The 15,639-nt window shown below is 33.9% G+C and carries 13 protein-coding genes and 1 other annotated feature; of the genes, 5 read left to right on the top strand and 8 right to left on the bottom strand.

The annotated features are described in order from the left end of the window. Positions 1 to 244: IS3 family transposase (locus F553_RS0110305; protein WP_019000041.1), on the top strand; the 244-nt coding region annotated here is incomplete at its 5' end. Between the two features lie 156 nt (positions 245 to 400). Here the strand turns inward: F553_RS0110305 and F553_RS0110300 are convergent. Further along, positions 401 to 4,150, bottom strand: a complete 3,750-nt coding sequence (locus F553_RS0110300) for a phosphoribosylformylglycinamidine synthase (RefSeq protein ID WP_019000040.1) — start codon at positions 4,148 to 4,150, stop codon at positions 401 to 403. Positions 4,151 to 4,409: 259 nt separating this feature from the next. On the opposite strand from F553_RS0110300, the gene F553_RS0110295 reads away from it, so the two are divergent. From F553_RS0110295 to F553_RS0110280, 4 genes are all read left to right on the top strand, one after another. After that, positions 4,410 to 5,039 carry a DUF47 domain-containing protein gene (locus F553_RS0110295; RefSeq protein ID WP_019000039.1) on the top strand — a complete coding sequence of 210 codons (630 nt, stop codon included), beginning with the start codon at positions 4,410 to 4,412 and terminating at the stop codon, positions 5,037 to 5,039. Beyond that, complete coding sequence (locus F553_RS0110290; protein WP_019000038.1) at positions 5,032 to 6,030, top strand: inorganic phosphate transporter; 999 nt, start codon at positions 5,032 to 5,034, stop codon at positions 6,028 to 6,030. Before F553_RS0110295 ends, F553_RS0110290 begins: the two co-directional genes overlap by 8 nt. Before the next feature lie 46 nt (positions 6,031 to 6,076). Continuing rightward, positions 6,077 to 6,272: a binding site (T-box leader), on the top strand. A gap of 79 nt (positions 6,273 to 6,351) precedes the next feature. After that, on the top strand, positions 6,352 to 6,831 hold the full coding sequence (locus F553_RS0110285; RefSeq protein ID WP_008540100.1) for an Lrp/AsnC family transcriptional regulator: 480 nt from the start codon (positions 6,352 to 6,354) through the stop codon (positions 6,829 to 6,831). Continuing rightward, on the top strand, positions 6,828 to 7,997 hold the full coding sequence (locus tag F553_RS0110280; protein ID WP_008540101.1) for an aminotransferase class I/II-fold pyridoxal phosphate-dependent enzyme: 1,170 nt from the start codon (positions 6,828 to 6,830) through the stop codon (positions 7,995 to 7,997). Before F553_RS0110285 ends, F553_RS0110280 begins: the two co-directional genes overlap by 4 nt. Before the next feature lie 41 nt (positions 7,998 to 8,038). On the opposite strand, the gene lpdA is transcribed toward F553_RS0110280, so the two are convergent. The 7 genes from lpdA to glyA form a co-directional block, all read right to left on the bottom strand. Next, a complete protein-coding gene (gene lpdA / locus F553_RS0110275) occupies positions 8,039 to 9,400 on the bottom strand; it encodes a dihydrolipoyl dehydrogenase (RefSeq protein WP_019000037.1) in 1,362 nt (453 codons plus the stop codon). Between the two features lie 21 nt (positions 9,401 to 9,421). Beyond that, positions 9,422 to 10,405 carry a lipoate--protein ligase gene (gene lplA, locus F553_RS0110270; RefSeq protein WP_019000036.1) on the bottom strand — a complete coding sequence of 328 codons (984 nt, stop codon included), beginning with the start codon at positions 10,403 to 10,405 and terminating at the stop codon, positions 9,422 to 9,424. Between the two features lie 6 nt (positions 10,406 to 10,411). Then, the gene (gene gcvPB / locus F553_RS0110265; RefSeq protein ID WP_019000035.1) at positions 10,412 to 11,848 is read right to left on the bottom strand and encodes an aminomethyl-transferring glycine dehydrogenase subunit GcvPB; all 1,437 of its coding nucleotides are present in this window, start codon (positions 11,846 to 11,848) and stop codon (positions 10,412 to 10,414) included. Between the two features lie 2 nt (positions 11,849 to 11,850). Further along, complete coding sequence (gene gcvPA / locus F553_RS0110260; RefSeq protein ID WP_019000034.1) at positions 11,851 to 13,164, bottom strand: aminomethyl-transferring glycine dehydrogenase subunit GcvPA; 1,314 nt, start codon at positions 13,162 to 13,164, stop codon at positions 11,851 to 11,853. Positions 13,165 to 13,184: 20 nt separating this feature from the next. After that, positions 13,185 to 13,565: a glycine cleavage system protein GcvH gene (gcvH, locus tag F553_RS0110255; protein ID WP_019000033.1), complete on the bottom strand. Its 381-nt coding sequence runs from the start codon at positions 13,563 to 13,565 to the stop codon at positions 13,185 to 13,187. Between the two features lie 38 nt (positions 13,566 to 13,603). Next, positions 13,604 to 14,695, bottom strand: coding sequence for a glycine cleavage system aminomethyltransferase GcvT (gcvT, locus tag F553_RS0110250; protein WP_019000032.1), 1,092 nt, complete (start codon positions 14,693 to 14,695; stop codon positions 13,604 to 13,606). A gap of 83 nt (positions 14,696 to 14,778) precedes the next feature. After that, the coding region (gene glyA, locus F553_RS0110245) for a serine hydroxymethyltransferase (protein ID WP_019000031.1) at positions 14,779 to 15,639 on the bottom strand (861 nt) is incomplete at its 5' end.

Here is a 15,639-nt window from a genome sequence, read left to right as displayed (position 1 = left end):
AAAAGAAAAAGGCATTATCCAAAGCATGAGCCGAAAAGGCAATTGCTTAGATAATGCCGTAATAGAAAATTTCTTTGGTTTACTAAAAAGCGAATTATTCTATTTAAAAAAATTCAAATCCGTTGAAGATTTTATAAAAGAGTTAAAATCTTATATAAAATATTATAATACAAAACGGATAAAGATAAAACTAAAAGGACTTAGTCCTGTAGAATACAGAACTAAGTCTCAATTAGTAGCTTAATTAATATGTCCAATATTTTGGGTGCACATCAAAATTTATTCTAGGTCTTTTTCTTATTTTTATCTACTTTAATTTATGCTATATTTCACAATTAAATATTTATAAAAAAATAGACAAGGTAATATATACCCTGTCTATTTTTATATCTATTATTTTTTATTTAAAGTAAGCTACGCCAGCTTCAAATAATTTTTGGTCTTTTGCACCTGGAACATTTTTAGCTACATATTTGCCAATACGTTCGGAGTGTCCCATTTTACCTAAGATACGTCCATCTGGACTTGTGATACCTTCGATAGCCCATACAGAACCATTTGGATTTACTTCAATATCCATAGAAGTATCGCCATTTGCATTTACATATTGAGTTGCAATCTGACCATTAGCTTTTAATTGAGCTAAAACTTCTGGACTTGCACAGAAGCGACCTTCACCATGAGAAACAGCAATAGTATGAATATCTCCTACTTTTACGTTATTAAACCATGGAGAGAGATTAGATACAACTTTTGTTTCTACCATGCAAGATACGTGACGACCAATTTCATTGTATGTGAGTGTTGGATTTTCTGGTGTTAATTCTTGAATATCACCAAATGGTACAAGACCTAATTTGATGAGAGCTTGGAAACCATTGCAGATACCGAGCATTAAACCATCACGGTTTTTGAGTAAATCGCGAACAGCTTCTGTAATACGTGGATTTCTAAACATAGCAGCAATGAATTTACCAGAACCATCTGGTTCGTCCCCACCACTGAAACCACCTGGAAGCATGATAATCTGAGATTTTTCAATGCCTTTTACAATAGCTTCAACGGATTCTTCAACCATGGAAGGAGTCAAGTTTTTAATAACGAGAGTTTCAGCTTGACCACCTGCACGATTAAATGCTTTAGCAGTATCATATTCACAGTTTGTACCTGGGAATACTGGAATGAAAATTCTTGGTTTAGCAAAAGAAGTTGGAGCTTTAGCAATGCTAGTTGCTGTATAAAGTTCACTTTGTTTTGTTTCACCAGTAGATTTACGTACATGAGTTGGGAAAATCTGTTCAAGTGGCTGAGTGTATGCTGTTTCAATTTCATCAAGGGAAATTTTTACATCGCCACAGATAATTGCTTTGTCAGCAATTACACTACCAAGTTCATATGCACCTACAAATTCATTTAAATCTACATCTTCATTTAATTCAAGAATGATTGTACCATAATCGCAAGCGAATAATTCTTTTGTATCAAAGCCATCAGCAAAAGCAAAACCGAGTTGTTCACCAAGTGTCATTTTGCTGATTGCACTAGCAATACCGCCAACGCCTACAGTTTTTGCACTTGCAACTTTACCTGCATGAATTAATTCATAAACTTTATTGAAGTTAGCAGTCAATGTATCAATAACTGGCATTTCGAATTCATCACGAGTTGCTTTAACTATGATAACTTTATGTCCTGCTTGTTTAAATTCAGGAGATACAACTTTATCTGCTTCTACCATATCAAGAGCAAAAGCGATTAAAGAAGGTGGTACTGTCATATCCATGAATGTACCAGACATGGAGTCTTTACCGCCAATAGCAGCTGTACCGAATTTATGCTGTGCCCATAATGCACCTAAAAGTGCAGCAAATGGTTTACCCCATTTTTCGCTATCTTTACCAAGGCTTTCAAAATATTCTTGGAGAGTTAAGCGAACTTTTGCATAATCACCGCCGATAGCTACGATTTTTGTAATAGCTTCTACGATAGAATATACTGCACCATGGAATGGGCTCCAGCTCATGAGATATGGATTGAAACCAAATGTCATAGCAGTAGCTGTATTTGTAGAACCTTCTAATAATGGTAATGTAGCTACCATACCTTCTGCTGGTGTCATTTGACGTTTACCACCAAATGGCATAAGTACTGTATTAGCACCGATTGTAGAGTCGAATTGTTCACTTAAACCTTTCTGACTGCATACATTTAAATCTTTTAAAGTATTAAGCCAAGCATCTTTTACAGAGCCTTCTACTTGTTTTGCTTGTTCAAAATATGTTTTGCCTTCTGGCATTTTTACTACAGCATCAGTATGCTGTTTTACACCGTTTGTCTGAAGGAAAGAACGTTTAATGCTAACGATATCATTACCACGCCAATTCATAACAAGACGAGGTTCTTTAGTTACAGTTGCCACAAGTGTTGCTTCAAGATTTTCTTTTGCAGATTCAGCTATGAATTTATCTGCATCTTTAGCATCTACAACAACTGCCATACGTTCCTGAGATTCAGAAATAGCAAGTTCTGTTCCATCAAGACCATCATATTTTTTCTTAACTTTATCAAGTTCAATTACAAGACCATCTGTTAATTCACCAATAGCTACAGCTACACCGCCTGCACCAAAGTCATTACAACGTTTGATTAAGCGACTAACTTCTGGATTTCTAAATAATCTTTGTAATTTACGTTCAGTTGGAGGATTACCTTTTTGTACTTCTGCACCGCACTGAGTCAAAGATTCTAAAGTATGTTCTTTAGAAGAACCTGTTGCACCGCCGATACCATCACGACCAGTACGTCCGCCGACTAAAATAACTACATCACCTGGTTGTGGTTCAAAACGAAGTACATTTTCTTTTGGAGCTGCAGCTACTACTGCACCGATTTCAAGACGTTTTGCTGCATAACCTTCATGATAAATTTCATGAACCTGTCCTGTTGCCAAACCAATCTGGTTACCATAAGAACTATAACCATGTGCTGCACCACGAGTAATTTTACGCTGTGGTAATTTACCTTTAATTGTTTCTTCAAGACTACGACGAGGATCAGCACTACCTGTTACACGCATAGCTTGATATACATAAGAACGACCAGAAAGTGGATCACGGATAGCACCACCAAGGCAAGTTGCCGCACCACCAAATGGTTCAATTTCAGTAGGATGATTGTGAGTTTCGTTTTTAAACATTACAAGCCAATCTTCTTGCTTTCCATCAATATTGGCTTTTACGACAATACTACAAGCATTGATTTCTTCAGATACGTCTAGGTCTTGTAATTTGCCTTCTTCACGAAGTTTACGCATACCCATTACAGCGATGTCCATTAAAGTAACATCTTTATGAGTTCTACCTAATGCTTCACGGTCATTTAAATATAACTGATAAGCATTTTTTATTGTTTCTTTATATTTACCTTCTTCAATATCAACATTGTCGATAGCTGTTGTAAATGTAGTATGACGACAATGGTCAGACCAATAAGTATCAATAACGCGAATTTCAGTAATACTAGGATCACGTTTTTCTTCTTTAGCAAAATATTCTTGACAGAATTTCAAATCTTCTTCACTCATTGCTAAGCCCATTTCATTTCTTAAAGCAATAAGTTGGCTATCATTCATAGAAATAAAGCCTGTAAGTATTTTTACATCAGCTGGTTCTTCCATAACCATTGCAAGTGTTTCAGGTTTTTCAAAAGAAGCTTCTCTAGATTCTACAGCATTAATGCAGTAATTTTTTATTTTAGCAAAAATTTCATCATCAATATTACCAATTAAAGCAATTACTTTTGCACTGCGGATAACTGGACGTTCTTTCTGTGTAACGAGCTGTACACACTGTGCAGCTGAATCAGCAGTCTGGTCAAATTGACCTGGAAGAGCTTCTACTGCAAATACACGAGCATTTGCTATTTCTGGTAATTCTTCTTCATAAATTACATCTACTGGTGGTTCATAAAATACAACTGGTTTTGTCTGTGCATATTCTGCATCAGTTAATCCTTCAATATCATATCTACGGATAACTCTTACTTGTTCTATTCCTTCAATTGCAAATAACTCTTTTAAATCAGCAAAGAGTTTCTGAGCTGGAATATCAAAACCTTGGCGTTTTTCAACATACAATCTTCTAACTGACAATTTTATTCCTCCTGTAAATTAAGAAAAAAACTCACTTCTATTGTACATTAGAAAACCTATGATGTCTATTATTATGAACAAGAAAAGCTATTGTTTATAGATTTATTTTCATATCCATTAATATATAAATTTTCACTAAAATAATAAATCCTTCAATTTTACTTAGATTTTACCAAAAATATATTTATTCTTCTTATTAGGCTTTTATACTTATTTTCAGTATGAAAATTCCAATAAAAAACTTCAGGAGGATTATTTTATGTTTGATATCGGAAACAAACACTATGAATTTTTTGATATGCTCAATCAACATGCTAAATATTTTAACCAAGGTTCCAAAATAATGTATGATGTAATGATTAATTACGATACAGCTCAAACCAAAATGGAAGAAATAAAAACTGTTGAAAAACAAGCTGATTTAGTTACAGCAGAAACTGTACAAAAGTTAAATCAAGTATTCATCACTCCAATTGACCGTGAAGATATTTTCGCTCTTTCTTATGGTTTAGATGATGGTGTTGATAATATTCATGGTAGTCTTGAACGAGTTATCATGTATGAAGCAGGTCAACCAAAAACAGACGGCCCTGCAAAATTGTCTAAACTTTTAATTCAAGCTACAGAAGAATTAGTAAAAGCTACAGCATTATTAAAAGATATTCGTAAAAATCATAATGAAATTCTTGAATGCACTAATCGCATTTTAACTTATGAAAGTCAAGGAGATACACTCTATCGCAGTGAAATGTCTTCATTATTCAAAACTGAAAAAGACCCTATTACGCTTGTAAAATGGAAAGATATTCTTCAATGCCTTGAAGATACACTTGATCAGACAAAACATATTTCTGACACATTAAAAGGAGTTGTTATGAAGTATGCTTGAGCAAGCTTCTATCTTAATTTTTATTGTTATTGCCTTAGCTCTTATTTTCGACTTTGTAAATGGTTTCCACGATACAGCAAATGCAATCGCTACATGCGTATCAACTCGTGCAGTATCTCCAGCAGTAGCTATCATTATGTCTGCTATTTTAAATTTTGCTGGTGCCATGATTAGTACAGGCGTTGCCAAAACCATCGGTGGCGATATAGTTCAATCTGCTTCTATGGTAAATGAAGTCATCATTATCGCTGCTTTAGCTGGTGCCATTATTTGGAATTTAATAACATGGTGGTTTGGTATGCCAAGTAGTTCTTCTCATGCTTTAGTTGGTGGTATCATTGGCGCTGTAATCATCTCCGTTGGCTTTATGGGATTAAATGGCTATGGTATTTTAAAAATATTTTTATCTTTAGTACTTTCTCCTCTTGCTGCTATGGCAATTGGTTGGATTATACTACATATTATTTTTGCTATCTGTCATTCCATGAGACCAGCTACTGTCAATGATAATTGCAATCGTCTCCAAGTAATTTCTGCTGCTTTAATGGCATTTGCTCATGGTTCTAACGACGCACAAAAATCCATGGGGATTATCACACTTGCTCTTTTAAGCGGTGGCTATATCGGTGCTTTAGAAGTACCTACTTTTGTAAAAATATCATGTGCTTTTGCTATGGCTCTCGGTACTTCTTTTGGTGGTTGGAAAATCATCAGAACTGTTGGCGGGAAAATCTTCCGCATGCAACCTGTTCATGGATTTTCTGCTGATTTAAACTCAGCTGTAGTAATCTTTGGCGCTACACTTCTACATTTACCAGTATCTACTACGCATGTAGTTTCTGGTTCTATCATGGGTGTAGGTGCTGCCCAACGTATTAAAGCTGTACATTGGGACGTTGCTCGTCAAATGCTTGTCGCTTGGCTTATGACAATTCCATGTACTGCAATTTTATCTGCTATTGTATATTTAATTTTACATTTATTCATCTAACACTTGATTTTTATTCTAATTTTATGTTAACATTATTACACATATATAAAATGCAATGAGCGGAAAAGTATAATTTTGTTGACTTTCAGAGAAATAGCGGTTGGTGCGAGCTATCAAGCGATAAAATTAGAAAGCTACCCGTGAGCACCTAGCAAAACTAGGCGCTATGCCAGCGATATCGGCATTAAGTGAGCTATTTGCTAACTAAGGTGGTACCACGGGAGAAGACCCTCGTCCTTTATTGGACGAGGGTCTTTGTTTTTTCGCTAAAATAAAGATTACTAAATTACTATTCATTAAACTTACTAAGGAAGTGATTTTATGCGTGAACTATTAGAATTACTAGAACATGATGGACGTCGTTCAATCAAAGAACTTGCTACGATGCTTGGTCGTTCTGAATATGAAATAGAAGAACAAATGAAAAAGCTAGAAAAAGAAAAAATTATTCTTGGCTACAACACTATGATTGACTGGGAAAAATACGGAGATGATAGCGTTTCTGCTATGATTGAAGTCAATGTTACTCCACAGCGTGAATTTGGTTTTGATGCTATCGCCGAAAGAATTTATCGTTTTGATGAAGTAAAAACTGTTTATCTAATGTCTGGTAGCTTTGATTTATTAGTTATCATTGAAGGTAAATCTTTAAAAAATGTAGCTGACTTTGTCGCTCGTCGTCTTTCTACAATCGAAGGCGTTACTTCTACACGCAGTCATTTTATGCTCAAACCTTATAAAAAAGATGGTATTATCATTGATGATAAAGAAACTGACCATAGATTGGTGGTATCACCATGATTGATTGGAATAAAAATTTAGCAACTACTGTACAACATACAAAACAATCCGGTATTCGCCGTTTTTTTGATATTGCTTCCACTATGGAAGATGTCATCAGTCTTGGTATTGGTGAACCTGATTTTGTAACACCTTGGACTATCCGCGAAAGCTGTATCTATGGCTTAGAACGTGGATATACTGCATATACTAGCAATAAAGGTCTTTATGAATTACGTCATGCCATTACACATATGTACGAAAGAGATTTTCAAGTAAAATACAATCCTAATGATGAAGTACTCATCACTGTTGGCGTTAGTGAAGCTGTTGACCTTGCTATGCGTGCTATCTTAAATCCTAATGATGAAATTTTAATTCCCGAGCCATGCTATGTATCTTATGCAGCTTGTGCTACTTTAGTTGGTGCCAAAGCTATTGCTGTACCTACTAAATCAGAAAATGAATTCAAAGTAACTCCTGAAGATTTAGAAAAACATATTACGCCAAAGACAAAAGCATTATTAATCGGCTATCCTAACAATCCAACAGGAACAATTTTAGAATATGATGAATTACTCGCTATTGCTAATTTTGCCCAAAAGCATAATTTAATTGTCATATCCGATGAAATTTATGGCGATTTGACTTATGGCGAACGTAAACATATTTGTTTTTCTGCTTTACCTGATATGAAAGAACGCAGTATCATTTTAAACGGTTTTTCTAAAGCATATGCTATGACAGGCTGGCGCCTTGGTTATGCCTTAGCACCAAAACCTGTAATTGATGCTATGAATAAAATTCATCAATACACTATGATTTGCGCACCAATAACAGCTCAAATAGCTGGACTTGAAGCAATTCGCAATGGTCAAAAGCATATGAAAAAAATGGTAGCTGAATATGACCGCCGTCGTCGTTTAATCTATGAAGGCTTTACTAGCATGGGATTAAAATGCTTTGAACCTAAAGGAGCATTTTATATTTTCCCTGATATTTCTAGCACTGGTCTTTCTTCTGAAGAATTCGCTGAACAATTACTTCTCCGTCAACATGTAGCAGTAGTTCCTGGCACTGCTTTTGGTGAATGTGGTAAAGGATTTATTAGAGCTTCTTATGCTACTTCTGTAGATAATATAAGCGGTGCTCTTGCTCGCATAAAAAATTTCTTAGATAATTTATAAAGAAAAAAGCTGATGTAAATTAAATTACATCAGCTTTTTTATTATTCTACAGCTTTACCAATAGCTTCATTAAATGTTGGGTGTGGGAATATTATTTTCTGTAGGTCTACTAGCGTTAATTCTTGTTGAATAGCTTGTGTAAATTGACTAATCATATCTGTAGCATGAGCACACATCATTTGTGCTCCCAAAATACAATCAGTTTTTTTATCCACTATTATTTTTATAAAACCTCTCTCTTGTAAGGATAATACAGTTTTACCATTAGCACCCATAGGATATTTTATGGTTTTTACATTAATTCCTTGAGCTTTCGCTTCATCAAGAGTCATACCTACAGAGGCTATTTCTGGATTAGTATAAATACAACTAGGTATTAATTTCATATTATAAATTGGCGCTCTGCCTAACATATGACAAACTGCATTTATTGCTTCTGCTGTAGCAACATGAGCTAATTGTATACCACCAATAACATCTCCACTAGCATAGATATTTTCTATATTTGTTTGGTAATTTTCATTTACTTTTATCTTACCTCTATCAGTTTCTATTGATAGATTATCAGCAAAAAGATTTTGAGTATATGCTCTTCTACCTACAGCCATCAATACTTTATCTGCTGATATGATATATTCTGCATCTTTTTGTAGATACTTACAATTATATTTCTTTGTTCCTTCGTTATAGCTTATTTCTTGGACTAATGCTTTTGTTTGAATTTCCACATTGCGTTTACTCAATAACATTTTTAAGCTTTGTGCAAATTCTTTATCCATATTAGCTAAAATTCTATCTAATGCTTCTAAAATAATGACTCTTTTTCCTAAGGAAGCATATAAAAAAGCAAATTCAATACCAATAACGCCACCGCCAATAATAGCTATTTGCTCATATACATTTTCATCATTTAATAATTCATCGCTATTTATAGTCAATTCAGCACCTTTTATTGGAGGCATAGCTGGCACTGAACCCGTGGCGATTAAAATATTTTTAGCTTCAATATTTTCTACTTTTTCATCACTTTGAATTGCTATCTCATGTTCGCCAACAATCTTAGCACAGCCTTTGATTATCGTTACTTTATGCATTTTCATCAATTTAGCTATGCCTTCACGAAGTTTTTGTATCACATCTTGCTTATGCAATTGCATTTTTTTCATATCAAAGGATAATGCTTGATAATCTAATCCTATTATGTCCGCTTGATTAGTCATCTCACGATATAAATCAGCCGTATGCAATAATGTTTTTGTGGGTATACAACCATTATTCAAACAAGTTCCACCAAGCTCTGATTTTTCAATTAGAGCTGTTTTCAATCCTTGTTTAGCAGCAAAAACTGCTGCTTCATATCCTGCTGGACCTGCCCCAATTATTGCTAAATCAAAATTTTCCATAAATCACCACACCTTTATAATTTACAAATCATCTTGAATTAAAGTTATTAAATCTTTACTCATAATTTTATCTTCAGTTAAATTTTCTATCCGCTCAATTATATTTCTTTTTATATACAAACAATCTTTTAATGCTTCTTTCAATGATAAAATAAATTTTTGCTCCATAGCGTCAGAATATATCTCTATATCCTTGACTCTACCTTTATCTACATAAATATAAAATTCCACATTTCCCCATGAGAAACGTCTTTGCAAATGATTTGTAAATTGTATTTTCCGTCCAAAAATCCAATCCCAGTCGCTAAATTTTTGCATTAATTCATTTATCTTTAATTTATCAACAGAATTAATCACATAATCCACAGCTAAGCAATTATAAATTTTCTCTGCGGATATTTTTATCTGCTTACACATTGACTCTACTGTAATATCAGCATTATATTCTTTTAAATTTGTTACACGTGATTTTACAGAATCCACGCCTTTTGATTGTAATTTAGCTTTATCTACATTTAAGAATTTCAGCATTTGTTCACTATCTACCGATAGTAATAAAGTCCCATGATGATAACAAAAATCTCCTTGTTTATAAAAAGCATTTCCAGAAAACTTCTTTTGCTCAATAGTTATATCATTGCGACCTGTTTTTTCTGCTTTAATTCCTAAAGCTTGTACAGCCGTCAAAATTACGGATAATTGTCTATCTATATCATAATCTTCTTTTCTCACACAAAAAGTGAAATTCAAATTTCCCAAATCATGATAGACAGCACCGCCACCAGATAAACGGCGAGCTATTTTTCCACCATCTTGAATAAACTTTTCTACATGACATTCTTGCCAAGCATTTTGATTTCTGCCAATCACAATGGTGTGCTTATTTTGCCATAGATAAATTATCAATTCACCTTTATTTACAGTAGTAGTCAAATATTCTTCTTGAGCTAAATTATAATAGGGATTAAAGCCATCACCTCTTACAATTTTTATACTATTTATCATAATTAATCACTCTGCCTGATAGCGTAATATTGGTTTTCTTGCAGCTAAAACTTCATCTAAACGACGCACTACAGTATTAAGTGGCATTTCATGCATAATATCTGGATTTTCTATCGCAGTTTTATAAATTTCTTTATAAATTTTAATCGCTTCGTCCATCTGTGCCTTGCCTTCTGTTTCTGTAGGTTCTACCATCAATGCTTCATGCACAATTAATGGGAAGTACATTGTTGGTGGATGAATTCCATAATCTAACATAGCTTTTGCTACATCTAAAGCAGATACATTATAATCATGTTTCAATTGTTCTAAGCTCATTACAAATTCGTGCATACAAATGCCATCATAAGCCATATTAAAAGTATCTGAAAGTTCTTGTTTCATATAATTAGCATTGAGTACAGCATTTGCCGAAGCTTCACTGATGCCTTCTTTGCCTAAAGTCATAATATAAGCTAATGCTTTCAATACTACGAGGAAATGACCATAAAATTCTTTTACCATACCATATGATTTTTCATAGCGCACTAAATCAAAATAATCATCTTTTTGCACTACTTGATATCCTGGTAAAAATTCTTGTAAAAATGCTTTACAACCAATAGGGCCACTTCCTGGGCCACCGCCACCATGTGGAGTTGCAAATGTTTTATGCAAATTAAGATGTACTACATCAAAGCCCATATCACCTGGACGAGCCCAACCCATTACAGCATTTAAATTTGCCCCATCATAATAACATAATCCGCCTACATCATGTATCAATTTGGTAATTTCTAAGATATTTTTATCAAAAATACCAACTGTATTTGGATTAGTTAACATCAAACCTGCGATATTTTCGCCTTCTTTAGCCAATACAGCTTTCAATGCTTCTATATCAACACAACCATCACTAGATGATGGAACAGAAATAACATCATAATTTACCATAGAAGCACTTGCTGGATTTGTGCCATGTGCAGAATCAGGAACAATTATTTTATAACGTTTTTCATCATTTCTGCTCTTATGATACGCTTTGATTAATAATAATCCGGAAAATTCACCATGCGCGCCAGCTGCTGGTTGGAAAGTCATTTTATCCATACCAGTTATTTCACATAAATAATCATTAGCCAAAGAAATTGCTTCTAATGCGCCTTGTACAGTCTTTGTATCTTGCAATGGGTGAATATTAGTAAAACCTTTGAAACTTGCTACTTCTTCATCAATTTTAGGATTGTATTTCATAGTGCAAGAACCTAAAGGATAAAAACCATTATTTACACCATGCACATTTTCTGCTAATTGCGTATAATGACGACTGATTTCATTTTCAGATAGCTCTGGTAAATTCAAACTCTCTTGACGTTTTATAGGCAATTCTACTTTGGGAACATCACAAGGCGGTAAAATACTACATTGATGATTTTGTGTACTTTGTTCAAAAATTAAATTCATATCTACACCACCTTTACTAATTCAACTAATTTATCAATTTCTTCTTTAGTATTCATTTCTGTAGCACACCATAATATTTCTCGTTCATTTAGTGGCAATCCACCTAAAATATTATTTTGAGCTAATTTATCCATAATATCTTGTGTATTTTTAGCAGAAACAGTAACAAATTCATGGAAATATGGTTGCTGATATTTTAAAGTCAAACCTGCTTTTGATAATTCTTCTGCTAAATAATGAGCTTTAGCTACTGATTGTTCTGCAACTTCAACTAAACCTTTAGCACCCATAGTTGCAAGATAAATTGAAGCTACTAATGCACACCACTGCTGATTAGAACAGATATTAGAACTAGCTTTTTCTCTGCGAATATGTTGTTCTCTTGCCTGCAATGTAAGTACGAAAGCTCTTTTTCCATCAACATCAACAGTTTGACCAACTAATCTGCCTGGCAATTTGCGCATCATTTTATCAGTAGTCGCCATAAATCCTAAATATGGGCCGCCAAAACCAAGTGGTAAACCAAGTGGTTGAGCTTCTCCTACTACAATATCAGCACCTGCTTGTGCTGGAGTTTGCAATACTGCCAAAGCTATTGGATTAGCTCCTACAATATATTTTGCTTTTACCTTATGCACTACTTCACCAAGTGCTACAAGGTCTTCAATATTACCAAGATAATTTGGTTGTTGCACATAAAAACAACTAGCTTCATTATCTATCATTGTTTTTAATGCTTCGATATCAGTAACGCCATTTTTTTCTGGCACTAATTCAACTTTTATATCATGACCAAAACTATACGTTTTAATAACTTCTATCACTTGCGGATTAGTAGTTGCTGATACATAAACAGTATTAGCTTTTTTGCGTTCATAACACATAGCTGTTGCTTCTGCTGCTGCCGTTGCTCCATCATAAACAGAAGCATTTGCTATTTGCATACCAGTTAATTCACAAATCATAGTCTGAAATTCAAATATAGCCTGTAATATTCCCTGACTTATTTCCGCCTGATATGGTGTATATGCTGTTACAAATTCTTCTTTACTTGCAATAGCTTTTACCACCGATGGAATGTAATGATTATACGCACCAGCTCCGCGGAATATATATTTATAAACTTTATTTTTATCAGCTAAATCTTCAAATTTTCTTTTAACTTCAAGTTCAGCTAAGCCTTTTGGTAAATTTAAACCATCTTTTAATAACACTTCTTCGGGAATATCTTTATATAAATCCACGAAAGAATTAAGACCACATCTAGTTAATAATTCCTGCTGTTCTTTTTTACTATTGACTACATATGTTCCCATAAAATCACCTCAATAATTATTTAATCGAGAGTTTGTACATATTTTTCATATTCTTTGGCACTTAATAAATCTTCATGATCAGTTAAATTGCTAACTTTGATAAACCATGCACCATAAGGATCACTATTAATAAGTGCTGGGTCATCAGCTAATTCTTCATTAACAGCTTCAATAGTAGCACTAACAGGAGAAAATACATCAGATACAGCTTTTACAGACTCTACATCAGCAAAAGTTTCACCTTTAACTACTTCATCGCCTTCTTCTGGTAAATTAACAAAAACTAAATCACCGAGTGCATCTTGAGCATAATCTGTAATACCGATTAAATAAGTTCCATCTTCTTGTTTTTGTACCCATTCATGAGATTTTACATATAATAATTCTTCTGGAAAGTTCATAATTTATTCCTCCTAAAAATTTATAAATTTATTTTTCTTTATTTACTTCTTTTATAAAATGGTAATTTAACGATTTCCGCTTCAACCATACGACCACGTACATCAACTTGTACTTTTGTACCTACATCTTTATGTGCTACATCTACAATAGCTAAAGCCACTGCTTGTTTTAAATATGGACAATGTGTACCTGATGTAGTAACACCGATTTTTTCTCCATCAATATAAACATCTTGTGCTTCTCTAATAATTCCTTTTCCTGTAACTTTCAAGCCTACACGACGTCTAGTTGGTGCACCTTTTTGTTCTAATGCACTCTTACCGATAAAGTCTGGTTTATCCATTTTCACAAAAATGCCTAAGCCTGCTTCTTTTGGAGAAATTTCATCATTCATTTCATGACCATAAAGTGGCATTGCAGCTTCTAAACGCAAAGTATCTCTTGCACCTAAACCACAAGGGATTAAGCCATCTTCTTTGCCATTTTCTAATAATAAATTCCAAATAGCTGGAGCATATTTACTAGCTACATAGATTTCAAAACCATCTTCGCCTGTATATCCTGTGCGAGAAATAATGCAATCAATATCATCAATCTTAGCGTCAAAAATACAAGTGTAATATTTTTGTGGAATATTTTTTTCATCAGTAACTTGAGCTAAAATATGTTCACTTTTTGGACCTTGTAATGCTAACTGAGCATAATCTGCTGAAACATCACTAAATTTTACATCACCAAAAGCATGTGCTTTCATCCATGCAAAATCTTTATCTTTATTAGCAGCATTGACTACAATAAAATATTTATGTTCATGCTGTTTATATACGATCAAATCATCAACTACGCCACCTTGTTCGTTGCACATTGGACTATAGCGAGCATGATTAATATCTAAATCTGTATAATCATTGGATAATAACATATTTATATTTGCTAGAGCATCTTCACCTTCACAAATTATTTCACCCATATGTGATACATCAAATAAGCCACAAGCTGTACGCACTGCTAAATGTTCTTTAATTACTCCTGTAGCATATTGGACAGGCAAACTATACCCTGCAAATTCCACCATTTTACCATGACATTTAAGATGTTCTTCATATAATGGTGTTTTTAATAAATCCATATACATTCCCTCCTTGTAATTATTACCGACACTAAAATTTGATGTTTTTATATACTTAATTGTCCAACTGATAAACCGATATTTTAAGCTTCATATAATGGGAATTTCTTACAAATAGCTTGAACTTTTGCTTTTGCTGCTTCAATAACAGCGCTATCTTCACGATTTTCGATAACATCAGCAATGATATCTGCTACCTCACGGATATCTTCTTCTTTTAATCCTCTAGTTGTAAGTGCTGGTGTTCCTAGGCGAATACCACTTGTTACAAATGGGCTTAGTGGTTCAAATGGAATTGTGTTTCTATTTGCTGTAATACCTATTTCATCTAATAAGAATTGTGCTTCTTTACCTGTGATATTTTTAGAGCGCAAATCTACCAGCATTAAATGATTATCTGTACCACCTGATACAATTCTAAATCCTTTTTTCACAAGTTCATCTGATAGGGCTTTTGCATTATCTAAAACTTGTTGTTGATAAACTTTAAATTCATCACTTAGCGCTTCTTTAAATGTTACTGCTTTTGCTGCCACTACGTGCATCAATGGACCACCTTGAATACCAGGGAAAATTGCTTTATTGAATTGTTTGCCAAATTCTGCATCACGACAGAGGATTAAACCACCACGAGGTCCTCTAAGTGTTTTATGTGTAGTTGTTGTTACTACATCTGCATATGGCACTGGGCTTGGATGAAGTCCTGCTGCTACTAAACCTGCAATATGTGCCATATCTACCATGAAATATGCGCCTACAGATTTTGCAATCTGTGCCATGCGTTCAAAATCGATAATTCTAGAATAAGCACTAGCTCCACCAACGATTAATTTTGGTTGATGTTCTTTTGCTAATCTTTCTAATTCATCATAATCAATGCGTTCAGTTTCTTTATCTACACCATAAGGAATAATTTTAAAATATTTACCAGAAATATTTACAGG

This window comes from Megamonas rupellensis DSM 19944 (assembly GCF_000378365.1).
Taxonomy (GTDB): Bacteria; Bacillota; Negativicutes; order Selenomonadales; family Selenomonadaceae; genus Megamonas; species Megamonas funiformis.
Note: the sequence above shows the minus strand (reverse complement) of the source record. Positions and strands in the feature narration are given on the sequence as shown.